General features: G+C 64.5%; 30 protein-coding genes and 1 riboswitch. Of the genes, 10 read left to right on the forward strand and 20 right to left on the reverse strand.

Features of this window, described 5'->3' with window-relative positions; genetic code table 11:
• Positions 1–140: 140 nt before the first annotated feature.
• From Q0J74_RS01015 to abc-f, 10 genes are all read right to left on the reverse strand, one after another.
• Positions 141–1,550 (reverse strand): aminopeptidase, encoded by a 1,410-nt coding sequence (locus Q0J74_RS01015; RefSeq protein WP_297209259.1) that lies wholly within the window; start codon positions 1,548–1,550, stop codon positions 141–143.
• A gap of 20 nt (positions 1,551–1,570) precedes the next feature.
• Positions 1,571–2,179, reverse strand: a complete 609-nt coding sequence (gene coaE, locus Q0J74_RS01020) for a dephospho-CoA kinase (protein WP_297209263.1) — start codon at positions 2,177–2,179, stop codon at positions 1,571–1,573.
• 64 nt (positions 2,180–2,243) lie between these two features.
• Positions 2,244–2,762, reverse strand: coding sequence for a hypothetical protein (locus tag Q0J74_RS01025; RefSeq protein ID WP_297209266.1), 519 nt, complete (start codon positions 2,760–2,762; stop codon positions 2,244–2,246).
• A complete protein-coding gene (locus Q0J74_RS01030) occupies positions 2,755–3,234 on the reverse strand; it encodes an RNA polymerase sigma factor (protein WP_297209269.1) in 480 nt (159 codons plus the stop codon). The genes Q0J74_RS01025 and Q0J74_RS01030 overlap by 8 nt, the downstream gene beginning before the upstream one ends.
• Positions 3,235–3,261: 27 nt before the next feature.
• A complete protein-coding gene (locus tag Q0J74_RS01035; RefSeq protein WP_297209272.1) occupies positions 3,262–3,543 on the reverse strand; it encodes a hypothetical protein in 282 nt (93 codons plus the stop codon).
• Between the two features lie 92 nt (positions 3,544–3,635).
• Positions 3,636–4,652 (reverse strand): L-threonylcarbamoyladenylate synthase, encoded by a 1,017-nt coding sequence (locus Q0J74_RS01040; protein WP_297209275.1) that lies wholly within the window; start codon positions 4,650–4,652, stop codon positions 3,636–3,638.
• A 155-nt stretch (positions 4,653–4,807) separates the two neighbouring features.
• Positions 4,808–5,065, reverse strand: coding sequence for a hypothetical protein (locus Q0J74_RS01045; RefSeq protein WP_297209278.1), 258 nt, complete (start codon positions 5,063–5,065; stop codon positions 4,808–4,810).
• 12 nt (positions 5,066–5,077) lie between these two features.
• Positions 5,078–6,142, reverse strand: a complete 1,065-nt coding sequence (gene prfA, locus Q0J74_RS01050) for a peptide chain release factor 1 (protein WP_297209281.1) — start codon at positions 6,140–6,142, stop codon at positions 5,078–5,080.
• A 12-nt stretch (positions 6,143–6,154) separates the two neighbouring features.
• Entirely contained in the window at positions 6,155–6,796 is a 642-nt protein-coding gene (locus Q0J74_RS01055) for a YdcF family protein (protein WP_297209284.1), read from the reverse strand.
• The gene (gene abc-f / locus Q0J74_RS01060; protein ID WP_297209287.1) at positions 6,793–8,688 is read right to left on the reverse strand and encodes a ribosomal protection-like ABC-F family protein; all 1,896 of its coding nucleotides are present in this window, start codon (positions 8,686–8,688) and stop codon (positions 6,793–6,795) included. The genes Q0J74_RS01055 and abc-f overlap by 4 nt, the downstream gene beginning before the upstream one ends.
• A gap of 59 nt (positions 8,689–8,747) precedes the next feature.
• On the opposite strand from abc-f, the gene mtnA reads away from it, so the two are divergent.
• Entirely contained in the window at positions 8,748–9,737 is a 990-nt protein-coding gene (mtnA, locus tag Q0J74_RS01065; RefSeq protein ID WP_297209290.1) for an S-methyl-5-thioribose-1-phosphate isomerase, read from the forward strand.
• 57 nt (positions 9,738–9,794) lie between these two features.
• Here the strand turns inward: mtnA and murF are convergent, their stop codons facing one another.
• From murF to Q0J74_RS01090, 5 genes are all read right to left on the reverse strand, one after another.
• Positions 9,795–11,186, reverse strand: coding sequence for a UDP-N-acetylmuramoyl-tripeptide--D-alanyl-D-alanine ligase (gene murF / locus Q0J74_RS01070; protein WP_297209293.1), 1,392 nt, complete (start codon positions 11,184–11,186; stop codon positions 9,795–9,797).
• A gap of 34 nt (positions 11,187–11,220) precedes the next feature.
• Positions 11,221–12,264, reverse strand: a complete 1,044-nt coding sequence (locus tag Q0J74_RS01075) for a D-alanine--D-alanine ligase family protein (protein WP_297209296.1) — start codon at positions 12,262–12,264, stop codon at positions 11,221–11,223.
• Positions 12,265–12,785: 521 nt separating this feature from the next.
• The gene (gene rbr / locus Q0J74_RS01080) at positions 12,786–13,319 is read right to left on the reverse strand and encodes a rubrerythrin (protein WP_297209299.1); all 534 of its coding nucleotides are present in this window, start codon (positions 13,317–13,319) and stop codon (positions 12,786–12,788) included.
• Positions 13,320–13,374: 55 nt separating this feature from the next.
• A complete protein-coding gene (locus Q0J74_RS01085) occupies positions 13,375–13,764 on the reverse strand; it encodes a desulfoferrodoxin family protein (RefSeq protein WP_297209301.1) in 390 nt (129 codons plus the stop codon).
• A 65-nt stretch (positions 13,765–13,829) separates the two neighbouring features.
• Entirely contained in the window at positions 13,830–14,213 is a 384-nt protein-coding gene (locus Q0J74_RS01090; RefSeq protein ID WP_297209304.1) for a Fur family transcriptional regulator, read from the reverse strand.
• Between the two features lie 178 nt (positions 14,214–14,391).
• Between Q0J74_RS01090 and Q0J74_RS01095 the strand changes: the two genes are divergently transcribed.
• From Q0J74_RS01095 to ribE, 5 genes are all read left to right on the forward strand, one after another.
• On the forward strand, positions 14,392–14,637 hold the full coding sequence (locus Q0J74_RS01095; RefSeq protein WP_297209307.1) for a hypothetical protein: 246 nt from the start codon (positions 14,392–14,394) through the stop codon (positions 14,635–14,637).
• Between the two features lie 69 nt (positions 14,638–14,706).
• Positions 14,707–14,824, forward strand: a riboswitch (FMN riboswitch).
• Positions 14,825–14,975: 151 nt separating this feature from the next.
• The gene (ribD, locus tag Q0J74_RS01100; protein WP_297209310.1) at positions 14,976–16,082 is read left to right on the forward strand and encodes a bifunctional diaminohydroxyphosphoribosylaminopyrimidine deaminase/5-amino-6-(5-phosphoribosylamino)uracil reductase RibD; all 1,107 of its coding nucleotides are present in this window, start codon (positions 14,976–14,978) and stop codon (positions 16,080–16,082) included.
• Positions 16,063–16,710 carry a riboflavin synthase gene (locus Q0J74_RS01105; RefSeq protein WP_297209313.1) on the forward strand — a complete coding sequence of 216 codons (648 nt, stop codon included), beginning with the start codon at positions 16,063–16,065 and terminating at the stop codon, positions 16,708–16,710. Before ribD ends, Q0J74_RS01105 begins: the two co-directional genes overlap by 20 nt.
• A gap of 16 nt (positions 16,711–16,726) precedes the next feature.
• Entirely contained in the window at positions 16,727–17,929 is a 1,203-nt protein-coding gene (locus tag Q0J74_RS01110) for a bifunctional 3,4-dihydroxy-2-butanone-4-phosphate synthase/GTP cyclohydrolase II (RefSeq protein WP_297209316.1), read from the forward strand.
• A gap of 22 nt (positions 17,930–17,951) precedes the next feature.
• A complete protein-coding gene (gene ribE / locus Q0J74_RS01115) occupies positions 17,952–18,419 on the forward strand; it encodes a 6,7-dimethyl-8-ribityllumazine synthase (protein WP_297209319.1) in 468 nt (155 codons plus the stop codon).
• A gap of 114 nt (positions 18,420–18,533) precedes the next feature.
• Here the strand turns inward: ribE and Q0J74_RS01120 are convergent, their stop codons facing one another.
• Entirely contained in the window at positions 18,534–19,313 is a 780-nt protein-coding gene (locus Q0J74_RS01120) for a type III pantothenate kinase (protein ID WP_297209376.1), read from the reverse strand.
• A gap of 17 nt (positions 19,314–19,330) precedes the next feature.
• Positions 19,331–19,798, reverse strand: a complete 468-nt coding sequence (locus Q0J74_RS01125) for a metallophosphoesterase family protein (protein ID WP_297209322.1) — start codon at positions 19,796–19,798, stop codon at positions 19,331–19,333.
• A gap of 109 nt (positions 19,799–19,907) precedes the next feature.
• On the opposite strand from Q0J74_RS01125, the gene Q0J74_RS01130 reads away from it, so the two are divergent.
• Genes Q0J74_RS01130 through Q0J74_RS01140 form a run of 3 tightly spaced genes read left to right on the forward strand, consistent with a single transcriptional unit; the run spans position 19,908 to position 20,833 of the window.
• Complete coding sequence (locus tag Q0J74_RS01130; RefSeq protein ID WP_297209325.1) at positions 19,908–20,159, forward strand: hypothetical protein; 252 nt, start codon at positions 19,908–19,910, stop codon at positions 20,157–20,159.
• 34 nt (positions 20,160–20,193) lie between these two features.
• The gene (locus Q0J74_RS01135) at positions 20,194–20,583 is read left to right on the forward strand and encodes a hypothetical protein (protein WP_297209328.1); all 390 of its coding nucleotides are present in this window, start codon (positions 20,194–20,196) and stop codon (positions 20,581–20,583) included.
• A complete protein-coding gene (locus Q0J74_RS01140; protein ID WP_297209331.1) occupies positions 20,576–20,833 on the forward strand; it encodes a hypothetical protein in 258 nt (85 codons plus the stop codon). Before Q0J74_RS01135 ends, Q0J74_RS01140 begins: the two co-directional genes overlap by 8 nt.
• Here Q0J74_RS01140 and Q0J74_RS01145 read toward each other — a convergent pair.
• Genes Q0J74_RS01145 through trpS form a run of 3 tightly spaced genes read right to left on the reverse strand, consistent with a single transcriptional unit; the run spans position 20,802 to position 23,758 of the window.
• The gene (locus Q0J74_RS01145) at positions 20,802–21,596 is read right to left on the reverse strand and encodes a hypothetical protein (RefSeq protein ID WP_297209333.1); all 795 of its coding nucleotides are present in this window, start codon (positions 21,594–21,596) and stop codon (positions 20,802–20,804) included. The two genes, Q0J74_RS01140 and Q0J74_RS01145, sit on opposite strands and share 32 nt — an antisense overlap.
• Before the next feature lie 48 nt (positions 21,597–21,644).
• The gene (locus Q0J74_RS01150) at positions 21,645–22,736 is read right to left on the reverse strand and encodes an MraY family glycosyltransferase (RefSeq protein WP_297209336.1); all 1,092 of its coding nucleotides are present in this window, start codon (positions 22,734–22,736) and stop codon (positions 21,645–21,647) included.
• Between the two features lie 20 nt (positions 22,737–22,756).
• Complete coding sequence (trpS, locus tag Q0J74_RS01155) at positions 22,757–23,758, reverse strand: tryptophan--tRNA ligase (RefSeq protein ID WP_297209339.1); 1,002 nt, start codon at positions 23,756–23,758, stop codon at positions 22,757–22,759.
• Positions 23,759–23,915: 157 nt separating this feature from the next.
• On the opposite strand from trpS, the gene gltX reads away from it, so the two are divergent.
• Positions 23,916–25,400: a glutamate--tRNA ligase gene (gltX, locus tag Q0J74_RS01160; RefSeq protein ID WP_297209342.1), complete on the forward strand. Its 1,485-nt coding sequence runs from the start codon at positions 23,916–23,918 to the stop codon at positions 25,398–25,400.
• The last annotated feature ends 7 nt before the right edge of the window (positions 25,401–25,407 follow it).

The following is a 25,407-nucleotide window of genomic DNA, read 5'->3' on the forward strand; positions in this document are numbered from 1 at the left end:
CTCACCACCTTCTGCTATTTTACCGCTTATAAACGAAAAAGCCCAGCCTAAGCTGGACTTTTTCGACAGCCTCAGCCCCTGTGCCGGGAACCGGCACAGGGGCTGTTTTTTATGGGGCAAACGTCTGGCGCGCAGCCCGGTCACCGGGCCTCGTAGACCGCCTTCATGCCCCGGTAGGTCATATAGCAGTCCAGCTTGGCCACCGTCTCAAAGGGGGCGTGCATGGAGAGCACCGGCACGCCGGCGTCAATGGTGTCGATGTCCCGCTCGGCCATATAGCAGGCCACGGTGCCGCCGCCGCCGGCGTCCACCTTGCCCAGCTCGGCCATCTGCCAGGCCACCCCGGCCTCGTCCAGCACCTTCCGGGTGTAGGCCACCAGCTCGGCGGCGGCGTCGGAGGCGCCGGATTTGCCCCGGGAGCCGGTGTACTTGCACAGGCCCATGCCGTAGTTGACCCGGGCGCTGTTGCGCTTTTCATACACGTCGGCAAAGTTGGGGTCAAAGGCCGCCGTCACGTCGGCGGACAGGCAGAAGGACTTCTCGTAGCACGCCTTCAGCGGCACCCGCTGGGCGTCGCACAAATCGCTCATAAAGGTGTCGAAGGCCGCCGCCTTCATGCCGGACACGCCGGTGGAGCCGATCTCCTCCTTGTCGGCCAGCATGCACACGGCGGTGCGGCTGGGGGTGGACAGGGTGAACAGGGCGGCCAGGGCGGCAAAGCCGCACACCCGGTCGTCATGGCCGTAGGCGCCGATGAGGGAGCGGTCAAAGCCGATGTCCATGGCCCGGAAGGCGGGGACGGCGGACAACTCAGCGGAGATGAAGTCCTCCTCCACAATGCCGTACTTCTGGTTGAGCAGGTCCAGGATGGCCAGCTTCACCCGGTCGCTGCCCTCGTCATCCTTGAAGGGGCGGCTGCCGATGAGCAGATTCAGGCTCTCGCCGGGGATGGCCTCCCCCAGGGGCTTCTTGGACTGCTCGGCCCCCAGGTGGGGCAGCAGGTCGTCAATGGTAAACCGGGGCTCGTCCTCCCCGGCGCCGATGGCCACCGTCACGGTGGTGCCGTCCTTCAGTGCGATGACGCCGTGGAGCTCCAGGGGGATGGTCACCCACTGGTACTTGCGGATGCCGCCGTAGTAGTGGGTCTTGAAGAAGGCCAGCTCGGCGTCCTCATACACCGGGTTGGGCTTCAGGTCCAGCCGGGGGGAGTCGATATGGGCCGCGCCGATGTTCACGCCCTCGCTGAGGGACCGGCTGCCGATGACGGCCAGCATCACCGCCTTGCCCCGGTTCACCCGGTACACCTTGTCCCCGGGATTGAGGGCGGTCCCCCGGACATAGGGCTTGAAGCCGTGCATCTGGGCCAGGCGGACGGTCTCCGCCACGCACTCCCGCTCCGTCTTGCCCGCGTCCAGAAACTTCTTATAGTCCTCGCAGTAGGCGTTCAGATCCGCTTCCTCCTGGGCGCTCAGCCGGTCGTAGCCGTTCTTGGGCTGATAGAGCAGGGCCTCCCGCCGCAGCTCCCCTTGGGTCTTTTGCTTCTCTTCCATGATGTGGTTCCTCCTGTATCTCAATTTTCTTGTTCTTCCAGCCAGGGTGCGAACAGCGCCAGGGCCTGGGCCTCAAAGGCCGCCGGGTCCTCCCCGCCGTTCTCCAGAATGTGGGTGCAGTGGGCGCGGAAAAATCCGTCCTCCCGCTGGGCCTCCACCCGCTTGCGGGCGTATGCCTCCGAAATCCCCTCCCGGGCCATGATCCGGCGGACCCGCACCTGCTTGGGCGCCAGCACTCCCACCACCGCATCGCAGCCCTCCGCCGCGCCGCTCTCGATGAGGGCGATGGCGTCAATGGCCACCGCGGGCCGGCCCTCCCGCCTGGCCTGCGCCACCTGCCGGTCAATCTCCGCCCGGACAAAGCTGTGGGTGATCTCATTCAGGTCGGCCAGGGCCGCCGGGTCGGCAAACACCACATTCCCCAGGGCCTTTCGGTCGATGCCGCCGCCCGGGTCCAGAATGCCGGGACCAAACCGGTCCGTCAGCGCCTGCCGCATGGCCCCGCTGGACGCCAGCAGCCGGTGATACACCTGGTCCGCGTCAATGACGTGGGCGCCCAGACTGGTCAGGGCGTTGAGCGCTGTGGTTTTCCCCGCCCCGGTGGGGCCGGTGATGCCGATCCGCTTCATGCCATTCGCCTCCAGCAGGTAGTATACCACATCAGAGGTATTGTGTGTGAGGAATTTGTAAATTTCAGTGCGCGCCGTGGTGTCCGTAGCCATGGCCCTGGCCCTGACCGGCATTCCCCTGGCCCTGGCCGCAGTGGACATTTTCCCGGCCGGCGGCGCAGGCCTCCGCTCCCGCCAGCAGGCGGCCACACTGGCGCTGCTCCCCGGTCACGGTGATGGACACCGTCTGATCCTCCGCCAGCCGGTCCAGCAGCAGAGTCAGGGCCTGCTCATAGTCCAGGCCCCGCAGGGCATCCGCCAGCTCCCGGTCCCCGCAGCGCACCTCCACCACCCGGTCAAACCGGTTGACTGCCAGCTCCAGGGTGTCGCTCCCTGCCACGCTGATGGCGGAGGTGGGGACAAACCAGGCCCAATAGCCCCCCACCAGGACGGCCAGCAGGGCCACGCAGGCCGCCAGGGTACCCAGGCTCCTCCGCGGGGCGGCCCGGCGTCGCCTGGCCCGGGCCAGGAAGCGGCGGGTCTGCTCCTTCTGTGCCTCGGTGGCCCGCACCCCGTCAAAGGCCGCTCTGATCCGCTCATCCATCGCCCTCACCTCCCAGCATGGTCTTGAGCCGCGCCCTGGCCCGGGTCAGCTCGGTATATACGGTGTTTACCTTCCGGCCCAAAATCCGGCTGATCTCCGGCGCGGTGTACCCTTCGTAATAGTGTAAGTACACCACCTCCCGGAAATTCCGGGGCAGGGACAGCACGGCCTGGAGCACCTCGCCGCTCTCCCCTTCCGGGGCGGGAAGGGTCCCCGCCTCCTCCAGAGAAACGGTACGCCTGCGGAACATGCTTTTCAGCACGTCCCGGCAGGCGTTGACGGTGACCCGGATGAACCAGGCCTTTTCATGCTCCCGGCTCTCGAAGTCGGCGGTATGGAGGAGATACTTCAAAAACACCGTCTGAAAGATGTCCTGGGTATCCGCCTCGTTTTTTAAATGGAGCATGCACAGCCGCCGGACGGTATCGCCGTACCGCTCAATGGCCTCGCTGGTCTCCGCCTCGCTTCGCATTCGCGCCTCATTCCTTCTCCTGTTCTCTTACCAGCGGCCGCCGCGGCAGCCGCGTCCGGACTGGCAGCCCAGACCTGCGCCCCGGTTGTCGCACACGCCGCCTCCGTCGGCGTCCACATAGCAGGCGCCCTGGAGCCGACCGCAGTTGTCGCACACCCCGTCTCCGTCGGCGTCCACGTAACATGCGCCAGACCGGCTCCAGCAGTCCCCGCCCGTCCAGCTATGGTGTCCGCCGGCGGCAAAGGCGGTGGTAACCCCCAGGGCCAGCACAAGGGCGGCGGCCAGGACCGCGATTCTGATTCTCTTCATGGTGGTTCCTCCTTTGAAATAAGGGCTTCTTAACCCGTCTCATCTATAATACGACGGAGCGCGGCCCATCCATTCAGCGGAGGAATTATTTTTTATTCCGCCTCCACAATGTGGAAGCCGGCGGCCTTGTTCAGCCGGTTGGATACCGCCAGACCGATGCCCGCCGGGTCGGGACACTGGGTCCAGATGTGGGTGACATGGGTGCCGTCAAAGTACCGCAGGGCGTCAAACACCCGCCGGGCCTGCTCCGCCGGGTCGTCCTTGGGGCCGATGGGCTCCACAGGATGACCCTCAAAGAGGGGGACAAACTCGTTGAAGCAGATGACCCCCTCCCCGTCGGTCAGATGGCGGCGGATGTACCGGGCGGCGTCGGCGGGCGCACCCCGCACCACCGTCACCGGGGCCTTGGGGGCGTAATGGCGGTACTTCATGCCGGGGGCGCGGGGCTGCTCCCCGGCCCCCATAAGCCGGGTCACCGCCGGGTCCACCGCCACCTCCCCCAGCACCCCCTCCAGTTCCTCCAGGGTGACGCCGCCCGGGCGCAGCAGCCGGGGAGGGCGCTCGGTGAGGTCGATGATGGTGGACTCCACCCCCACCGCGCAGGGGCCGCCGTCCACAATGCCGTCAATCTTGCCCTCCATGTCCTCCAGCATGTCCGCCATGTTGGTGGGGCTGGGCCGGCCGGAGGTGTTCCCCGAGGGGGCTGCCACCGGCACATCGGCGGCGGCCAGGATGGCCCGGCACACCGGATGGGCCGGACAGCGCATACCCACCGTGTCCAGCCCGGCGGTCACCTGGACGGGGACCAGGGGCTTGTGCTTTAAGATCATGGTCAGCGGCCCCGGCCAGAACCGCTCCGCCAGGGCGTAGGCCGTCTCCGGAATGTCCTCGCAGTACCGCTCCAGCCAGTCCGCCGACGGGATATGGAGGATGAGGGGGTTGTCCTGGGGCCGGCCCTTGGCGGCAAAAATGCGCTCCACCGCCGCCCCGTCCAGGCCGTTGGCCCCCAGGCCGTACACCGTCTCGGTGGGGATGCCGAGCAGCCCTCCCCGGCGCAGAATGTCCGCCGCCTGCTCCGTCTGGGCGGCGGTCAGTCGCTGTGTGTGCAATGTTCTCGCCTCGCTCCTCAGAAATGGCGGCTGCGGCGCACCCGCCGGACATAGCCGGGCTGGGCGATGGTGAGGACCCCCGCCGCCACCAGGGCGGCGCCTGCTACGATGGTCACGATACCAATGGCTGTTTTCATGGAAGATGCCTCCTTTTTTTACTCATAAATGCCCACCGGCGTACCGGCCAGCTCAATGGTGGTGTCGGGGGCAAAGTTTGCCTTTTGCAGATAGTTCTTCACGGTGAGAATGCCGTATTTGGGATTGACCTTCTCATCCTCCAGCTCCAGCTCCAGATAGTCCGCGCCCGAGCCGGTGAGCCAGCCGTCGTCCTCCAGCAGCTCCGCCAGATCGGACCGCACCGCGTCCAGAGTCAACGCCTCCGGCACGGCGGTAAAATGAATGATCAGTTCCATGGTCGCTCCTCCTTACGTGTCCTGACTGTTCTTCAAGCGCTCCGCCTGATCCGCCGTGATCAGGCCGTCGATAATCTCGTCCAGGTCGCCGTTCATCACGTTTTCCAGCTTGTACAGGGTCAGGCCGATGCGGTGGTCGGTGAGCCGGCCCTGGGGAAAGTTGTAGGTGCGGATGCGCTCGTTGCGCATTCCCGTCCCCACCTGGCTGCGGCGCTGGTCGGTCACCGCCTGCTCCTGCTCCCTGACCTTCTCCTCATACAGCCGGGCGCGCAGCAGCTGCATGGCCTTGTCCCGGTTCTGGAACTGGCTGCGCTCCTGCTGGCACTCCACCACCGTGCCGGTGGGCCTGTGGATCAGCCGCACGGCGGAGGAGGTCTTGTTCACATGCTGGCCCCCCGCTCCGGAGGCGCGGAAGACCTGCATCTCAATATCGGCGGGGTTCAGTTCAAACTCCACCTCGTCCACCTGGGGCAGCACCGCCACCGTGGCGGTGGAGGTGTGAATCCGTCCGCCGGATTCGGTCTCCGGCACCCGCTGGACCCGGTGGACGCCGCTTTCAAATTTCAGCCGGGAGTAGGCCCCGTCCCCCTCAATGGTAAAGCAGATCTCCTTGATCCCGCCCAGCTCGGTCTCGTTCACCGAGTCCACCTCCACCTTCCAGCGGCGGGCGTCGGCGTACATGGAGTACATGCGGAACAGGGAGTGGGCAAACAGAGCCGCCTCCTCCCCGCCCACGCCGGCCCGGATCTCCACGATCACGCTCTTGCCGTCGTTGGGGTCCCGGGGCAGGAGCAGGATGCGGATCTCCCCCTCCAGCCGGGCCAGCTCCTCCCTGGCCTGCTGGAACTCCTCCCTGGCCATCTCACCCAGCTCCGGGTCGCTCAGCAGGGCCTCTGCCTCCGCCATGTCCTGCCTGCGGCGAAGATACCGCCGGTAGGCGGTGACCACCGGCTCCAGCTCCCGCTGCTCCTTGTTCAGCTTGGCCACCAGCGCCGGGTCCCCGTAGGTCTCCCCCGCCCCCAGCTGGGCCTCAAGGTTGGAAAAGCGCAGCTCCAGCGCGCTCAGCTTTGCCTGCATATCCAAAATTGATCACCTGTCGAATACAAAGGATTTTACCAGGGCCAGGGGCTCCCGGATGTACATTTTCAGGCGGGAGGGCAGGTGGGAGCTGGGCGCCGCCAGGGTGGACAGATTATCGTCTCCCCCGCACACCCTGTCCCACAGCATCCGCACCCGGGTGAGGTGGAAGCCGTTGGACACCACCACCATATCGGCGGTGGTGTCATATCCCTCCTGAGTCAGCAGCTCCATGGAATTGCGCAGGTTCTCCACCGTGCTGCCCGACTGGTCCTCCAGGAGAATCTGCGCCCCATCCACCCCGTGCTCCGTCAAGTAGTCATACATGCACTGGGCCTCGCTGATGGGCTCGTCCGTCCCCTGGCCCCCGGAGACCACAATGGTCAAATCCGGGTGGTCCTCCAGGTACTCCAGGGCCTTGTCCAGCCTGTCCTGGAGAAGCACCGACGGCCCCCAGGGCTTCACCTGGCAGCCCAGGATGACCATGACCTGAGGCTCCCCCCGAATGTGGTCGTAAGAGCCGTAGAGCACCGCCCCGAACAGGGCGCCGAAGGCCAGCGCCCCGGTCAGGAGCAGCCCCAGCAGGGCTTTCCGCCACAGGGGCTTCCGCTTCCCCCCATAGGGGTGATATGACCGCTTGTTTTTTCTTCTCACCCCTTGGCCTCCTCCAGCTCCGCCGCCAGCTTCTCCCACCGGGTATACAGCGCGGCGATCTCCTCCTCCAGGGCCTTCTGCTCCTCATACACCTGCTGGAGTTCCAGGTAGTTGGAGGAGACCTCCTCCGCCTTCAGGGACAGCTCGTACTGCTTCTCCTCCGCCTTGGCCACCGCCCGCTCCGCCGCGGCCACCTGCTTCTCCAGCTCCTTGGTGCCGCCGGGGCGGCGGGGCTTCTCCTTCTTCTCCGGCTCCGCCTTCGCCGGGGCGGGGGCCTGGGCCTTGGCCCGGTCCCGGGCCGCCCGGAATTCCTCGAACGTACCCCGGAAGTCGGTGATATGCCCGTCCTCCAGCATCCAGATCCGGTTGGCAAACTGCTTGATGAAGTAGCGGTCGTGAGAGACGAAGAGCAGATTGCCCTCGTACTCCGCCACCGCGTCCTCAATCCACTCCCGGCTGGCGATGTCCAGGTGGTTGGTGGGCTCGTCCAGAATGAGCAGGTTGATCTTCTCGTCCATGAGCATGCACAGCCGCAGCCGGCTCTGCTCCCCGCCGGACAGGGCGGACACCGGCTTGAACACGTCCTCTCCCCGGAAGTTGAAGGCGGCCAGCCGGTTGCGGGCGGTCTGGGTGGAGCAGTCCTGGGCGTAGAGCATGGTGTCCACCAGGTTGCGCTCCGGCCGGTCGAAGTGGATGATCTGAGGCAGGTAACCCACCTTTACCGTCGGCCCCATCCGAAGCTTTCCTCCGTCCGGCGTCTCCTCCCCCAGCAGGATCTTCAGCAGGGTGGATTTGCCGGTGCCGTTGTCCCCCAGCAGGGCGATGCGCTCCCCGCCCACCACCTCCAGATTCACGTGGTCGAACAGGGTGCGCCCGTCAAAGGACTTTTTCAACTCCTTGATGGTGAGCACCTCGTCCCCCCGAAACTCCCGCTCCCCGAACTTCATGTCCAGGCGGCGCTCCCGGGTGGGCTTGTCGGTGGTGCGCAGCCGCTCCATGCGCTTCTCCATGGACTGAGCCCGCTTGAAGGTCTTGTCGTTGCCGGAGTAGGCCCAGATCCGCAGCTGCGCGGCGGCCTTCTCCAGCTGCTCAATCTTGGCCTGCTCCTTCTCGTACTGCTTCAGCTTCTCCTGATAGCGGCGCTCCTTCTCCTCCACATAAAAGGAGTAGTTGCCGGAATAAAATTCCGCCTTGCCGTCCTGAATCTCAATGACCCGGCCCACCACCCGGTCCAGAAACCACCGGTCGTGGGAGATGGCCAGCACGGTCCCCTTGTATTTGTCCAGGTACTCCTCCAGCCACTCGGTGGCCCGCAGGTCCAGGTGGTTGGTGGGCTCGTCCAGCAGGAGGATATCGGTGTCCTCCAGAATCAGCCGGGCCAGGTTCACCCGGGTCTTCTCCCCCCCGGACAGGGAGGAGAAGAGCTGGCCCCGCATGTCCCGGGAAATTTGCAGGCCGCTGCACACCTTGTTCAGAGGGGTGGCGGTGTCGTACCCGCCCCCCGCCTCAAAGGCGGCGGAGAGGGCGTCGTACCGGCGCAGCAGGGCGGGGTCGCTGTCCCCCGCCATCCGCCCCGCCAGCTCCTTCAGCTCCCCCTCCATCTCGTGCAGCCGCCGGAAGGCGGTCTGGAGCACGTCCTCCACCGTGTACGCCGGAGGATACACCGGAATCTGGGAAATGAGGCCCAGGCCCTTGCCGGGGGCGATGCGGATCTCCCCCTCGTCCCAGTCCAGCTCCCCGGTGAGCATTCGGAACAGGGTGGTCTTGCCTGCGCCGTTCCTGCCCAGCAGGCCAACCCGCTCCCCCTGGTCCACCTGGAAGGTGAGGCCGTCCAGTATTTTTTTGCCTACCTCGAACTCCTTGGACAGGTTCGAGACGGAGATATCTATCATGGCTTGTCTCCCTATTGCATGTGTGGTACAATTTGCTCCAGAAAAAGGAGGTCCTGCATATGGACGCAATTCGCTGGGAAGGAAATACCCTGTTTCTGCTGGACCAGACCAGACTGCCTGTGGAGGAGGTCTGGCTGTCCTATACCGACTACCGGCCGGTCATTGATGCCATCCGCACCATGGTGGTGCGGGGCGCCCCCGCCATCGGCGTCGCCGCCGCCTACGCCTACTGCCTGGCCGCCCTGGAGGGGGCTGATTTGCAGCAGGCCAGGGCCGAGCTGGCCGCCAGCCGCCCCACCGCGGTCAACCTCTTCTGGGCGCTGGAGCGCATGGCGGGCAAGGCCGGCGCCTGCGGCGGAGACCCGGCGGCCCTCGTCGCCGAGGCCGTAGCCATCCATCAGGAGGACGTGGCAATGTGTAAAGCGATCGGCCTTTCCGGCGCTGCGGTGGTGCCGGACCGCGCCCGCATTCTAACCCACTGCAACGCAGGCGCCCTGGCCACCGGCGGCTACGGCACCGCCCTGGGAGTTATCCGGGCGGCCCACCAGCAGGGGAAAGTGGAACTGGTTTACGCCGACGAGACCCGTCCCCTCCTCCAGGGCGCCCGGCTCACCGCCTACGAGCTGGTCACGGACCATATTCCCGCCACCCTCATCGCCGACAACATGGCGGCCAGTCTGATGGCCAAGGGGAACATCGACCTGGTGGTGGTGGGGTGCGACCGGATGGCGGCCAACGGGGATTTTGCCAACAAGATCGGCACCTATTCCGTGGCGGTCAACGCCCATTACCACGGGGTTCCCTTCTATGTGGCCCTCCCCTGCTCCACCATCGACCTGTCCATCCCGGACGGGTCGGGCATTCCCATTGAGGAGCGGGACAAGGAGGAGGTGCGCACTCTCTACGGGGTGCAGACCGCCCCGGCGGCGGTGGAGGTGTACAACCCCGCCTTCGACGTGACTCCCCACAGCCTGGTCACCGGCATCATTACCGAAAAGGGGGTCATTTACCCGCCCTTCCGGGAGAATCTGCAAAAGTTGTTTGGATAAAGGCGGGCGCGCGGTGCGCGCCCCACGTGCCGCCGGACAAAGGTCCGGCGGCCTTTTTTACACCTCCTTGGTGATGGTGAGCAGGTACTCCACCAGCTCCTCCATGGCCATGCCTCTAGAGGCCTTGACCAGAATGGTGGCGCCGGGCCGCACCAGCTCATCCAGCACCGGCTTGGCCTGCTCCTTGTTCTGGCAGTACCAGCACTGGGGTACCCCGGCCTCCCGGGCGGCGGTATAGATGTGGTGGGCCAGCTGACCCACCGCCACCAGGCAGCCGATGCCCGCCTTGGCCAGATAGGCCCCGATGCCGGCGTGGAGGGCGGGGGCCAGGGGACCCAGCTCAAACATGTCACCCAGCACGGCGATCTTGTACGCTCCGTCGGTATTGGAGAGTACCTCCACCGCCGCCCGCATGGACTGGGGATTGGCGTTGTAGGTGTCGTTGAGGATGGTGATGTCCTCCTGCCGGTTGAGGATGTTCATCCGCATTTTGGTGGGGGCGAAGTGGAGCACCCCGGCGGCAATCTCCGGGGCGGTCAGCCCAAAGTGCTCCCCCACGGCGGCGGCCATCAGGGTGGGGTAGATCATGTGCTCCCCCAGGGCGGGGATTTCCGCCCGGAAGCTCCCCCTGGGGGTGGTGAGCCGGCAGGTGAGCCGGCTCTTGCCATCGCTGCTCAGCTCGGTGGCCCGGAAGTCCAGGCCCTCCCCCGCCCCCACCCGCACAAAGGGGAAGGGCAGCGACCCGGGCAAGGTGTTCAGCAGGGGATCGTCTCCGTTGATGACGGCCAGGGCGTGGGGTTTGGCGTGGTGGAAAATCTCGCTCTTGGCCGCCAGGATCTTCTCCCGGGAGCCGAAGTGCTCAATGTGGGAGTCCCCGATGTTGGTCATCAGCACCACGTCCGGCTCCACCAGGGCGGAGAGGTAGTCGATCTCTCCGGCGTGGTTCATTCCCAGCTCCAGTACCGCCATCTGGTGCTCCGGCCGGAGGCGGAACAGGGTGAGGGGAACGCCGATGTCGTTGTTCAGGTTGCCCTCGGTTTTGAGCACGCTGTACTTCTCCCCCAGCACCGCCGCCACCATGTCCTTGGTGGTGGTCTTGCCCACCGAGCCGGTAATGGCGATCACCGGGACGGGGAACTTGCTTTTGTAATACTTGGCCAGGTCCCGCAGGGCCTTGTGGGTGGACTCCACCTTGATATAAAACTTTCCGGGCAGATAGCTCTCCCGCTCCCGCTGGGTGAAGCATCCGGCGGCGCCCCCCTCCAGGGCGGCGTTGATATAGGCGTGGCCGTCAAACCGCTCCCCCACCAGGGGAATGAACAGAGATCCGGGGTGGATGGTGCGGCTGTCGGTCTCCACCCGGCCGACGGTGCGCTTCAGGTCTCCAAACTCCCCCAGCAGGCTGCCGTGTACCGCCTCCAGAATCTCTCCTATGGTCATGGGTTCCATAACTGCTAGCTTCCTCTCTCTTCTCTTCTGTCCCTTACCGGCCCTGCCGGCGGGCCTCCAGGGAGGCCTCCACAATCCGGCGGCACAGCTGCCGGTAGTCGATGCCAACCGCCGCCGCCTCCTGGGGCAGCAGGCTGGTGGGGGTCATACCGGGCAGGGTGTTGATCTCCAGGAACCAGGGTTCCCCCCCGGCATCCACAATAAAGTCCGCCCGGGAATAGACGCTCAGCCCCAGGGTCTCGTACACCCGCAGGGCGGCGGAGCGCAGCTTCTCCTCAGTCTGGGGCGGGATCTCCGCCGGACAGACCTCCACCGCCGCGCCGGGCTGGTACTTGTTGGCGTAGTCGTAAAAGCCCTCCTTGGGGATGATCTCAATGGAGGGCAGCGCTCTGTCCTCCAGAATGCCCACCTGGATTTCCCGGCCGCTGATATATTCCTCCAGCACCGTCCGGCCCCCCAGGGCCAGGCCGTCGGTGAGCGCCTGCCGCAGCTCGCCGGCGGTGTGGGCGATGGACACCCCGATGGAGGACCCGCTGGCCACCGGCTTCACCACCAGGGGCAGCCGGGCGGTGCGCACCAGCTCCTCAACGTCCTCCGCCCCGTATGTCACCGTCTTCCAGCCGGGCGTATTCACCACATCGGCCACCAGACGCTTGGTCAAATCCTTGTCCATGGCGATGGCGCTGCCCAGATAGCCCGCCCCGGTGTAAGGGATGCCCATCAGCTCCAGGGCCGCCTGAACCTTGCCGTCCTCCCCGCAGCTGCCGTGGAGGGCAAGAAATACCAGATCCGCCATCTGGCACAGCTCCAGCACATGGGGGCCGAACATGCTCCGGCTCTCCCCCGGGCGGCTGCGCCGCACCTGCTCCAAATCGGGGGCCTCCCGGCTCACCCGCTTAAAGGCCTCCGGCACCGGGGCGTCAAAAAATGCCTCCGCCGCCCCTTCCGTGCCAAAATACAGGTCCACCAGCCCCGCCCGATGGCCCAGCTCCCGCAGGGCGTCAGTCACCATGGCCCCTGTGGACAGGGATACGTTCCGCTCCGGGGAAAGGCCGCCGGCCAATACAACAATCTTCATACAGCTACACCTCGTCCGCGCCATTCCATTGTTGCAAGTATACCATATGATATGCGCTAATGGTATATTATAGCACGCTTTTCCCCCATACTCAACCACTATTCCCGCTTTTTAGCCGCCCGCGCAAAACCTGCACTTGCAGCCTGAGCGGGGTGTTCCGCCGCGCGCCTGTCGCGGCGGAACACAGATTTCACTGCGGGCGCGGCTGCTGGGAGCTTTTCCACAAGCTGAGCTGCGCCCGCCTGTCCGGAGACAGGCGGGCGCAGCAGTATGCCCTGGATCTTCGATTTTCCTAATCGTTGACCGCACGCAGTTCAAAATAGGCCTGGGGATACACGCACACGGGGCAGACCCCGGGGGCTGCCCCCGTCCGCCATGGCGGACGGGGACCCCTTCCCTTATAAAAAGTCCGGGTGGAGTGAATCCACCCGGACACAAGGTTTTTGCAGACAAAAACGCTTGTACGGCGTTACCGCCGCCCCATCTGCGATGGGGACCCCAAGAAGCCCCCGGAACGGCTCTTAATAGTTGACCGCACGCAGCTCAAAGTAGGCCTGGGGATGCGCGCACACGGGGCAGACCCCGGGGGCTTCTTTGCCGAAGTGGATGTGGCCGCAGTTGCGGCACTTCCACATATACTCGTCGCCCCGCTTGAACACCATGCCCTCCTCCAGGTTCTTCAGGAGGGTCAGGTAGCGCTCCTCATGCTCCTTCTCAATCTTCAGCACACCTTCAAACAGGAAGGCCAGCTTCTCAAAGCCCTCCTCCCGGGCGGTATCTGCCATCTCCCGGTACATCTGGGTCCACTCCTCGTTCTCGCCGGCGGCGGCGGCCTTCAGGTTGGCCGCGGTGTCGCCGATGCCGTTCAGCTCCTTGAACCACAGCTTGGCGTGCTCCTTCTCGTTGCCGGCGGTCTCCTCAAAGATGGCCGCGATCTGCTCGTAGCCCTCCTTCTTGGCCTTGCTGGCAAAATAGGTGTACTTGTTGCGGGCCATGCTCTCCCCCGCAAACGCCTTCCACAGATTGGCCTCGGTCTTGCTGCCTTTCAGTTCCATTTGAAACGCCTTCCTTCCCTTAATTTTTATATGAATGGTTTGATGGAACCTTCAATCAGCCCTCGCCCTTCCAGAAGCCGTGGAGGTTGCACAGCTCATAGGCCGTCACCTTTCCGTCTCCATAAGCAAAGGTCTTCAGCTCCGGCTTGTCGCCCGGCTTGGGGAACTTCATCACCACGGTGTCCTCACCCACCGCGGCAATCAGGGGGATATAGTGCTCCGGCAGCATGGGGTGCTCCACGCTGCCCACCTTCACGGTGACGGAAGCGCCGCTGCCGTGGGCCGTCTTCTCCACCACAGGCACATGCTTCTCCAGCGCGCCGTCGGTGGTGTTGGGGGTGAGCTCCTCCATCTTTTGGCCGCAGCAGAACAGAGGCACCCCCTTGTCCACCACCTTGAACGCGATATTGCCGCAGTGCGCGCAGCGATACAGCTTAAACTCCATTTTTTCGAACCACCTTTCTTAAAATCTTATTTTATTCCCGCTTTCGGGTCTTTGATTCCAGAGTCTCACTGGAGGTTTTTACATTTGACGCAGGTCCCCCGGAACAGCACCTCATGCCCCGTCACGTCATGGCCGCTGGCCAAAAGCGCCTGCTCGTCCAGCCCGGCGTCATAGGGCAGGTCCAGATCGTACACCGCCCCGCAGACCTGGCAGCAGAAATGGGGATGGGCGGCGGTATTGTAGTCGTACCGCTCCACCGGAAAGGCCATTCGGGTAATGCTCCCCTCGTCCGCCAGCAGATTCAAGTTGCGGTACACCGTCCCCAGACTGAGACTGGGATTCTCCGGCTTGAGCCACTGGTACACCATCTCCGCCGTGGGATGCTCCTGGGTGTGCTTGAGCGCCTCATAAATCAGCTCCCGCTGCCTGGAGTAGCGCTTTCCGTTCATGATCCACCTCGCTTTCTCTCTTCTCTATAACAGTAATCATTATTGTTATTAATATAATAGCAGATTTTCCTGCGCCGCGCAAGTGTTTTTTTCAAAAAGGCCAAAAATTTTTTGCATAGTTTTTTTCTCTGCGCCCACACTAACTTTTACAGCCCATTGAAACAACAGGAGGAGAAATATGAAACGAAACCTGACCTTTCTTGTTCTGGCGGCTGCCCTGGTTCTTTCGCTGGCGGCCTGTACGCCCAACGTGCCGGAGACGGTCTCCCCCACCCCCTGGATCACCGCCACGCCTGCGCCGGCGGTCACCTCCACTCCGGAGGGCATTCTGGATGACATTGGGGAGGCGGGCAAGGACATCGCCGACGACATCGGGGAGGCGGCCAAGGACGCCACTGACAACGTGAAAAAGGCCCTCCGCTGACCGGAGATTTGCCGCCGGCACGCTTGACAACGGCCTGCCGGCGGCGTATACTTACCTTTGTCAAGTGAATCAGGTCTTCAGGGCAGGGTGCAAGTCCCTACCGGTGGTATAGCCCACGAGCCGTAACAGGTATGATTCGGTGCAATTCCGAAGCCGACAGTCACAGTCTGGATGGAAGAAGATCGTCATGGGGCGGGAGGCGTGCTCCCGCGGGCTGCGATTGCTCTGGTGTGTGCGGACATGCCGGAGCTTTTTCTGTTTGGAGGGGATTCCCCTCTCCCTTTTCCTTGCCCTGAACGGCCGTTCGGGGCAAGTTTTGTTTTTTCGGAGATGATGGTATGGAGGACCGGGAGTATATGGCTCTGGCCCTGTCTCTGGCGGAGCGGGGGGTGGGCTGGGCCTCCCCCAACCCCATGGTGGGGGCGGTGGTGGTGAAGGACGGCCGGATCATCGGCCAGGGCTGGCACGAGAAGTGCGGCCAGCCCCATGCCGAGCGCAACGCCCTGGCCGCCTGTACGCAGGACCCCGGCGGGGCCACCCTGTACGTCACCCTGGAGCCCTGCTGCCACCAGGGCAGGCAGCCCCCCTGCACCCAGGCCATTCTGGAGGCGGGCATCCGCCGGGTGGTGGTGGGCTCCGGCGACCCCAACCCGCTGGTGGCGGGCAAGGGCATTGCCCAGCTGCGGGCGCAGGGGGTGGAGGTCACCCAGCATGTGCTGGAGGAGGACTGCGACCGGCTCAACCAGGTATTCTTCCACTACATCCGCACCAGGCGGCCCTATGTGGTGATGAAGTACGCCATGACCCTGGACGGCAAAATCGCCGCCCGCACCGGGGACTCCCAGTGGGTCACCGGGGAGGCGGCCCGGAACCACGTCCAGCAGCTCCGCCACCGGTACACCGGCATTCTGGTTGGGGTGGGGACCGTGTTGGCCGACGACCCGCTGCTCACCTGCCGCATACCGGGCGGACGCAGTCCGGTGCGCATCCTCTGCGATACCCGCCTCCGCACCCCCCTCACCGCCCGGGTGGTGGCCACCGCCCGGCAGTTCCCCACCCTGCTGGCCACCTGCTGCCCCGACCCGGACCGGCGGGCGGCCTATGAGGATGCCGGGTGCCGGGTGCTGGTGCTGCCGGAGCGGGAGGGACATGTGGATCTGAACGCCCTGATGGACGAGCTGGGCCGGCGGGAGATTGACAGCGTCCTGCTGGAGGGGGGCGGCAGTCTGAACTGGTCCGCCCTGGAGCAGGGCGTGGTGCAGAAGGTGCTGGCCTACATCGCCCCCAAGCTGGCGGGGGGCCGGGATGCCAAAACCCCGGTGGAGGGGCTGGGCATTGACCGGATGGCCCGGGCCATTTTGCTGAATAACAGTACCATCACCCAAATTGGTACGGATTTTCTCATAGAAAGCGAGGTGGGTCCCTGTGTTCACGGGGATTGTTGAGGAACTGGGCCAGGTGGAGGACCTCCAGCGGGGCAGGCAGTCCGCCGTACTCACCATCCGGGCGGAACAGGTGCTGGAAGGCACCAAAATCGGGGACAGCATTGCGGTAAACGGGGTGTGCCTGACCGTCACCTCCCTGGCCGGCGGCCGGTTCACCGCCGACGTGATGCACGAGACCCTGGACCGCTCCGCCCTGGCCCGGCTGCGCCGGGGCAGCCCGGTGAATCTGGAGCGGGCCATGGCCGCCGACGGCCGCTTCGGCGGCCACATGGTGGCCGGACACATTGACGGCACCGGCCGGGTGGCTGAGATCCGCAGGGATGACAACGCCGTATGGTACACCATCCAGGCCGCCCCCCAGGTGCTGCGCTACATTGTGGAAAAGGGCTCCGTGGCGGTGGACGGCATCAGTCTGACGGTGGCCCGGGTGGAGGCCGACCGGTTTTCCATCTCCGCCATTCCCCACACGGTGGCACAGACGGTGCTGCGGGAGCGGCGGGAGGGGGATCTGGTGAATCTGGAGACCGACCTCATCGGCAAGTACGTGGAAAAGCTGCTGACTCCCGCCCCGGCCCAGGAGCAGACCGGCGGGATTACCATGGATTTTCTGGCACGGCACGGATTTTAGCAAGGAGGAGTTTGACATGGAAGAATTATTCTGCACGGTGGAGGAGGCGCTGGAGGAGCTGCGCTCCGGGCGCATCATCATCTCCATCGACGACCCGGACCGGGAAAACGAGGGGGACATGATCTGCGCCGCCCAGTTTGCCACCACCGAGAACGTGAACTTCATGGCCATGCACGCCAAGGGCCTCATCTGCACCCCCATGAGTCAGGAGCTGGCCGACCGGCTCCAGCTGGAGCAGATGGTCAAGGTGAACACCGACAACCACCAGACCGCCTTCACCGTATCCATTGACCATGTAAACACCACCACCGGCATCTCCGCCCAGGAGCGGGGCTACACCTGCCGCATGTGCGTGGACCCGGCCACCCGGCCGGGGGACCTGCGCCGCCCGGGCCACGTGTTCCCCCTGGTGGCCCGCAGGGGGGGCGTGCTCACCCGCAACGGCCACACGGAGGCCACGGTGGATTTGTGCCGGCTGGCCGGCCTGGCCCAGTGCGGGCTGTGCTGTGAGATCATGCGGGACGACGGCACCATGATGCGCACCTCCGAGCTGCTGGAGAAGGCCAGGGAGTGGGGGCTGAAGATCATCACCATCAAGGCCCTCCAGGACTACTGCCGCCTCCACGACAAGCACGTGGTGCGGGAGGCGGTGGCCCAGATGCCCACCCGCTACGGGGACTTCCAGATCTACGGCTATGTCAACGACCTCACAGGCGAACATCATGTGGCCCTGGTGAAGGGGGACATCGGGGACGGCCGGGACGTGCTCTGCCGGGTTCACTCGGAGTGCCTCACCGGCGATGTGTTCGGCTCCTGCCGCTGCGACTGCGGCCAGCAGCTGGCCGCCGCCATGATGCAGATTGAAAAGGAGGGCCGGGGCGTGGTCCTCTACATGCGCCAGGAGGGCCGGGGCATCGGCCTGATCAACAAGCTGAAGGCATACGAGCTCCAGGAGAAGGGCTTCGACACCGTGGACGCCAACGTGGAGCTTGGCTTCGCCCCCGATCTGCGGGAGTACTGGACCGGCGCCCAGATCCTGCGGGATCTGGGGGTGCGCACCATGCGTCTGCTCACCAACAACCCGGACAAGGTGTACCAGCTCTCCGAGTTCGGCCTGGAGATCACCCAGCGGGTCCCCATTCAGATGGACGCCAACGCCTACGACCTGTTCTATTTGAAAACCAAGCAGGAGCGGATGGGACACATCCTGACCTATTAAAAGAAAGAGAGGATATTTTGGCATGAAGACTTTTGAGGGAAAACTGGTATCCGGCGGCATCAAGGTGGGCATTGTGGTGGCCCGGTTCAACGAATTCATCACCTCCAAGCTGCTCAGCGGCGCCATGGACGGGCTGCTCCGCCACGGCGTGAAGGAGGAGGACATCCAGGTGGCCTGGGTACCCGGCGCCTTTGAAATTCCCCTCATTGCCTCCAAGATGGCCAAGAGCGGCCGGTACGACGCGGTGATCTGCCTGGGCGCCGTCATCCGGGGCTCCACCAGCCACTACGACTATGTGTGCAGCGAGGTATCCAAGGGGGTGGCGTCGGTGGCCCTGAACAGCGGCATTCCGGTGATGTTCGGGGTGCTCACCACTGAGAACATCGAGCAGGCCATCGAGCGGGCCGGTTCCAAGGCGGGCAACAAGGGTTCCGAGTGCGCAGAGGGCGCCATTGAGATGGTCAACCTGATCCGGGAGATGGGGTGCTGACCCTCCTCCCCCGCCGGTACCGCCGGAAGGGCGGCCTGTGAAAAAGACAAAACGCCTCCGCATCTGACAAAACAGATGCGGAGGCGTTTTTCTCCCTGCGGCAGGACTGCCCGCTTACCTTCTTTCCTTCTCCCGGTAATAGATGATCCGCAGCCCGTCCAGCACCAGCTGGGGGTCCACCACGTCGATCAGCTCAGTGTTGTCCGCCACCATCCGGGCCAGGCCGCCGGTGGCGATCACCTTGATCTCCCCGTCCCCCATCTCCGCCTTGGCCTGCCGGATCAGATACTCCATGGCGCCGATGTACCCCACCACCGCCCCGGCCTGGATCTGACCCACGGCGGTGGTGCTCAGGACGGTGTCCGGCTTCAGCAGCTCCACCCGGGGGAGCAGGGCGGTCTTCTGAAACAGTCCGTCAATGGACACCCGGACCCCGGCGGTGATGCATCCGCCCAGATAGACGCCCTCCCCGCTCACCGCGTCCAGAGTGGTGGCGGTGCCGAAGTCCAGCACAATCAGGGGCGCACCGTACTTCTCCATGGCGGCGATGTCGGCCACCGCCCGGTCCGGACCCAGCCGCTCATCGCTGTCGCACTCCACATAGGGCAGGCGGGGGTCCAGATCCTCGTCAATCACCAGGGGGCGTTTGCCCAGATACTTCTTCACCGCATTGTTCAGGGTGTGCATCACCTGGGGGACTACCGAGCCGATCACCACGTCCTCCACCTGGTCCAGCGACACCCCGAAGCGCTGGAAATACTGGCAGATCAGCAGCCCCACCTCATCGGAGGTGCGGTTGGCGTCGGTCATCAGGCGAAAGCTCCCCTTCAGCTCCGCCCCCTCGAAAATTCCCAGAACCATATTGGTATTGCCCACATCAATGGCAAGCAGCATCACACGTTCCCTTCCTTTCAGGTTGTACTAATGTAGCAGACCGCGCCCCCCGCCTCCAGGACGGCCACGGCATAGGTGGGCCGGGCCAGACTGCCGATACTGCCCGGATTGACCACCCACATGCCGTGCTGGAATTCACAGGCCGCCTCATGGGTGTGACCGTACAGCAGCAGATGCGCCCCCGCCTCCCGGGCGGCCCGGACGGCGGCGGCCGGCCCCAGCTTCACATGGTAGGTGTGGCCGTGGGTCATCAGCAGCCTGCACCCCTCCAGGGTGAACACCCGCTCCTCCGGCAGGTCGGGCCGCCGGCCGTCGCAGTTCCCCGGCACAAAGCTTATCGGAATATCCGGAAACTTCTCCTGGAGGGTCTGGGCGTCCCTCACCAGGTCGCCCAGATGGAGGATGCGGTCCGGGCGCTCCAGACGCACCATATCCGCCATATTGGCTACATTTCCATGGGAGTCGGAAAAAATCAGCAGCTTCACGCAGTCACCTTCCGTTCCTCGCACATATAATGCCTTGAGACCCACTATAAATAATTGAGATGGAGCTGATGATGGTATGTGTGCTTCCCCGTCCAACCTGGAGGATCTGATGAAAGACCCCAAAGCCGCCGGCCTGCTGGGCGACAAGGCCCTGCTGCAATCCATCCTCAACGCCCCCGACACCCAGCGGTTGATGCAGCTGCTCAACCAGGCGGCGGACGGCGGGCTGAAGCAGGCCGCCGGCGCCGCCGCCAAGGGGGATACCCAGGCCCTGGCCGGTCTGGTGAAGCAGGTGCTGGCCAGCCGGGAGGGCGCCCGGCTGGCGGAGCAGCTCAACCGGACCATCAGCCAGGGCAGGTAGTAGGCCGCCGCTCCGGCAGGAAGGGGGGAAACCCATGGCTGAGCTGGAGGAAAAATTAAACGCCATTTTAAACGATCCCCAGGCGATGGGGCAGATCCTCTCCGCGGCAAAGGCCCTCTCCGGCCAGGCCCCCGACGGCGCCGGGGAGGCCGGGGAAAGCGCCCCCGCCGGGGATGGGGGCGACCCCCTGTCCGCCCTGGGACAGCTGGACCCCAAGCTGGTGCAGGCGGGACTGCGGCTGCTCTCGGACTACACCGGCGGCGACGACCGCAGAACCGCCCTGCTGGAGGCCCTCAAACCCTTTCTCCGCCCGGAGCGGCAGGGAAAGGTGGAACAGGCCGTCCGGATCGCCAAACTGGCCAGAGTGATCCGCAGCGCCCTCCGCCTTTTCCAGGACGCCAGAGAGGAGGAGGCAGATGTATAACCGCTACATCCCCAACGGCACCGCCTACACCCGGATCACCCAGCCGGAGCCGCCCCCGCCCCCGCAGGGCGGGACGGAGCGGAGCGAACGCCCCCTCTCCGGGCTGCTCCGCGCCCTCAGGCTGGAGGGACTGGACACCGGGGATGTGCTGCTGCTGCTCATCCTGCTGCTGGTGTTTCTGGAGGGGGATGACCTGGAGCTGGTGATTGCCCTGGGTCTCATCCTGCTGCTGGGTCTGGGTCAGGCGTGAGGGTTCCTCCCACCGTGTGCAGCACCGTCCCGTCCGGCAGGGTGAAGGAAGCGTCCGACGGGGCGGGCCGCTCCAGGGCGCTGGCGGTCATGAGGTAGACCACCTCGCCCTCCCTCAGCTGCTCCGCCCGGACCAGAAGGCCGCTGTCGTCGTCCACCCAGTAGCGCTCCACCAGGCCGGAGCTGTCCGGCGCCGTCTCCACATAGATGCAGCCCAGGCCGTCCAGAGCCTGGTACTCCGCCGCCGAGATGGAGGCCTGCTCCAGCTCCAGCACCGTCTCGTAGCTGGGAATCCGCTGCCCCTCCAGATCCGCCGAGCCGTCGTCGGCCGGGCCGTTCCACACCTCCTGGCCGCCGCCGTACCAGATCCAGAGCTGTCCGTCCCCCACGATGGAGTGGCGGACCGTACCGCCGGGCCAGACCGCGTCCGTCCGGGTCCACCCGCCGTCCACCCACACCTGGACCTGGGTGACGCCCCGGGCATCCTCCTCCTCGCCCCAGATGTCCGTGATGGTTACCGCCCGGCCGTAGCTCTCCGGCCGGTTCAGGGTGGCGATGACGCTCTGCACCGTCTGGGGCGTCACCTCCACCCGGACCAGATCCTCATCCCCCTCCCCGGCGGGCAGCCCGGAGGGCTCCGCCGTGGGCAGAATGATCTTGGCCGTGTCCGGGGCGAAAATGCCCAGCCCGAAGCTGGAGAGAATGGCCACCGCAATGATGACGGCGATGAGGGCCACCACGATATTCCGTTTCCTCCGTTCCATGGCGTCCTCCTCTTCCCTGCACCGGCCCGCCCGCGGACAGGCCGGGGACTACCGGTCCTCCTTCTGCCGGTCCTCTTCCCGCTCCCGCTCCTTGCGGTTGTTGCTCAGGAAAATATGCCCGGCAATGGCCCCGGCAAAGCACAGGGCCATCAGCAGCAGCATGGCCTTCACCGGCCCGCTGGTGGTGAGCACCACGGCGGACAGGCCCAGAATGGCACTGATCATATACAGCACCGCCACCGCCTGCTTCTGGTTCAGCCCCATGTCGATGAGCCGGTGATGGACATGGCTGCGGTCGGCGTGCATGGGACTCTGGCCGTGGGCGATGCGGCGGATAAAGGCAAAGCAGGTGTCGAAAATGGGCAGCCCCAGCATGAGGAAGGGGACGGCAAAGGAGATGATGGTATACAGCTTGAACAGGCCCTGAATGGACACCACCGCCAGAATAAAGCCCAGGAAGGTGGAGCCGGTGTCCCCCATGAAGATCTTGGCCGGATTCATGTTGTAGGGCAGAAAGCCCAGGCAGCCGCCGGTGAGGGCGGCCATCAGGATGGCCACCGGCCCGTCGCTGATGGCCAGAGAGATCACCAGCAGGGTCATGGAGCCGATGGCGGATACGCCGCAGGCCAGCCCGTCCAGTCCGTCGATCAGATTTACCGCATTGGTGATGGCCACAATCCACAGTACGGTGACGGGAACGGACAAAAAGCCCAGGTCCCAATAGAGGTTCTGGGAGAAGACGTTGGGGTTGGACAAGGTCTCAATCACGTTTCCGGCCAGCACCGCCACCAGGGCGGCCACAATCTGCACCACGAACTTGAACATGGCCCGCAGGCTGTATATATCGTCAAAAATGCCCAGCACCACAATGATAACCGCGCCCAGCAGCATCCCCCGCATCTGATCGGTCAGATCCAGAAACACCAGCACGCTGAGCAGAAAACCCAGAAAAATGGCCAGGCCGCCCATCCGGGGGATGGGGTGGTTGTGCATCCGGCGGTTGTCCCTTGGGACGTCCACCGCCCCCATGCGGAAGGCCAGATTCTTCACCACCGGCGTGGTGATCAGCGCCACCAGAAAGGCCACCATCAGGGCGGCGGCCACAATGCCGATGAGGGGAAGGTTCAGTTTCATCGCCATAGGAAAGATGCTCCTTTATGTCAACGGGCCAGGAAGCCCACCTTTTTATACACCTTGCGCAGGGTCTTTTCCGCCACGTAGGAGGCCTTCTCCGCCCCCGCCCGGTACACCTGCTCCAGATAGGCCTTGTCGGCCAGCAGCCGCTGGGTCTCCTCCCGGATGGGACGGAGCAGCTCCACCACGGCCTCCCCCACCACGGGCTTGAAGGCGCCGTAGCCCTTGCCCTCAAACTCCGCCTCAATCTCCTCATAGCTCTTGCCGGTGACGGCGGAGTAGATGCCCATCAGGTTGGATACGCCGGGCTTCTCCTCCTGGTCGAAGCGGACGCACCGCTGGGTGTCGCTGTCGGTAATGGCCCGCTTGAATTTCCGCAGGATATCCTCCGGCTTTTCCATCAGGAACACACAGCCCTCGGGAATGGACTTGCTCATCTTGGTGTCCGGCTGATTCAGGCTCATCACCCGGGCGCCCGCCTTGGGGATGTAGGGCTGAGGCACCTTGAACACCTCGCCGTGGATGTGGTTGAAGCGGTTGGCGATGTCCCGGCAGATCTCCACGTGCTGCTTCTGATCCTCCCCCACCGGCACAAAGTCGGGCTGGTAGAGCAGAATGTCCGCCGCCATCAGGCAGGGGTAGGTGAACAGGCCGGCGTTGATGTTGTCGGCGTGCTTGGCGGACTTGTCCTTGAACTGGGTCATCCGGGACAGTTCCCCAAACATGGTGTAGCAGTCCAGCACCCAGCCCAGCTCGGCGTGCTGGTGGACGTGGGACTGGACAAAAATGGTGTTCTTCTCCGGGTCCAGACCGCAGGCGATATAGGTGGCAATCTGGGTCAGGGTCCGCCGGCGCAGCTCCGCCGGGTCCTGGCGCACGGTGATGGTATGCAGATCGGCCATGAACCAGAAGCAGTCAAACTGCTCGGACAGCTCCGCCCAGTTCTTGATGGCCCCCAGGTAGTTGCCCAGGTGGAGCTCCCCGCTGGGCTGAATGCCGGACAAAAGGACCTTTTTCTCGTTGTCCATACTATAACACACCTCTTACGCGTGATTTTTTGCCCTTGGGGCGCAATGCCCCATATTGAGTTATCATATCATATCCAAATGGCCTTGACAATCCTCAGAAGAAAAAATAGAATAAGATGATACCTATGGCAAATACTGCGGAAAAGGAGTTTTTCCAATGGAACTGAACTGGTTTGAGGAGATGGAGGCCCGCATCCCCAAGGGGGGCGTGCGCACCCGGTTTGCCCCCTCTCCCACAGGCTATATGCACGTGGGCAACCTGCGCACCGCCCTGTACACCTGGCTCATCGCCCGGCACAGCGGCGGCGCCTTTATCCTGCGCATTGAGGATACCGACCAGGGCCGTCTGGTGGAGGGGGCCACAGAGGTCATCTACGCCACCCTGCGCAAGTGCGGCCTCACCTGGGACGAGGGTCCCGACCTGGGCGGCCCGGTGGGTCCCTACATCCAGACCCAGCGGCGGGACCTGTACGGCAAATACGCCCGGCTGCTGGTGGAGCGGGGCCACGCCTACTACTGCTTCTGCGAAAAGACGGAGTCGGAGGAGGACTCCGGGGACTTTGACCGGGGGGCCGATCCCTGCCGCGCCCTGACTCCGGAGGAGGCCGAGGCCCGGGTGGCCGCCGGCGAACCCTATGTCATCCGGCAGAAGATTCCCAGCGAAGGGACCACTACCTTTTCCGACGCCGTGTTCGGGGAGATCACCGTGGAGAACTCCACTCTGGACGACCAGGTGCTCCTCAAGCGGGACAGCCTGCCCACCTACAACTTCGCCAACGTCATTGACGACCATCTGATGGGCATCACCCACGTGGTCCGGGGCAGCGAATACCTCTCCTCCGCCCCCAAGTACAACCTGCTCTACCAGGGCTTCGGCTGGAAAGTTCCCACCTATATTCACTGCTCCCCCGTTATGCGGGACCAGCACAACAAAATGAGCAAGCGCAAGGGAGACCCCTCCTACGAGGACCTGATCGCCATGGGCTACCTGTCCGAGGCGGTGGTGAATTATGTCACCCTGCTGGGCTGGTCTCCCCGGGGGGCGTACGCCGAGCGGGAGTTCTTCACCCTGGCCGAGCTGGCGGAGATCTTCGACATCGGCGGCATTTCCAAGTCCCCCGCCATTTTCGACCTTGAAAAGCTGAAGTACTTTAATGCCAGCTACCTCCGCGCCCTCTCCCCCGCAGACTTCTACGCGGGAGCCGAGCCCTATCTGAAGCAGGCAATCAAAACCCCCGGCATTGATTTGAAGCTCATCGCCCCCCTGGTGCAGCCCCGGTGCGACACCTGGCTGGACATCGCCCCCCAGGTGGATTTCTTCGACGCCCTGCCGGAGTACTCCAATGAGCTCTACTGTCACAAGAAGATGAAGACCAACGAGGAGAACTCCCTGGAGGCCCTGGAGCAGGTGCTGCCGGTGCTGGAGGGGCTGACCGAGTGGAGCTACGGCGCCATTCACGACGCGCTCATCGGTCTGGCCCAGCGGCTGGAGCTGAAAAACGGCCGGATCATGTGGCCGGTGCGCACCGCCCTGTCCGGCAAGGCGGTCACCCCCGGCGGCGCGGTGGAGCTGGCCCACATTCTGGGCAAGGAGGAAGCCCTCCGCCGCATCCGCCTGGGCATGGCCCAGCTGGCAAAATAAGTGTGGC

The organism is uncultured Flavonifractor sp., assembly GCF_944387675.1.
Lineage (GTDB): Bacteria > Bacillota > Clostridia > Oscillospirales > Oscillospiraceae > Flavonifractor.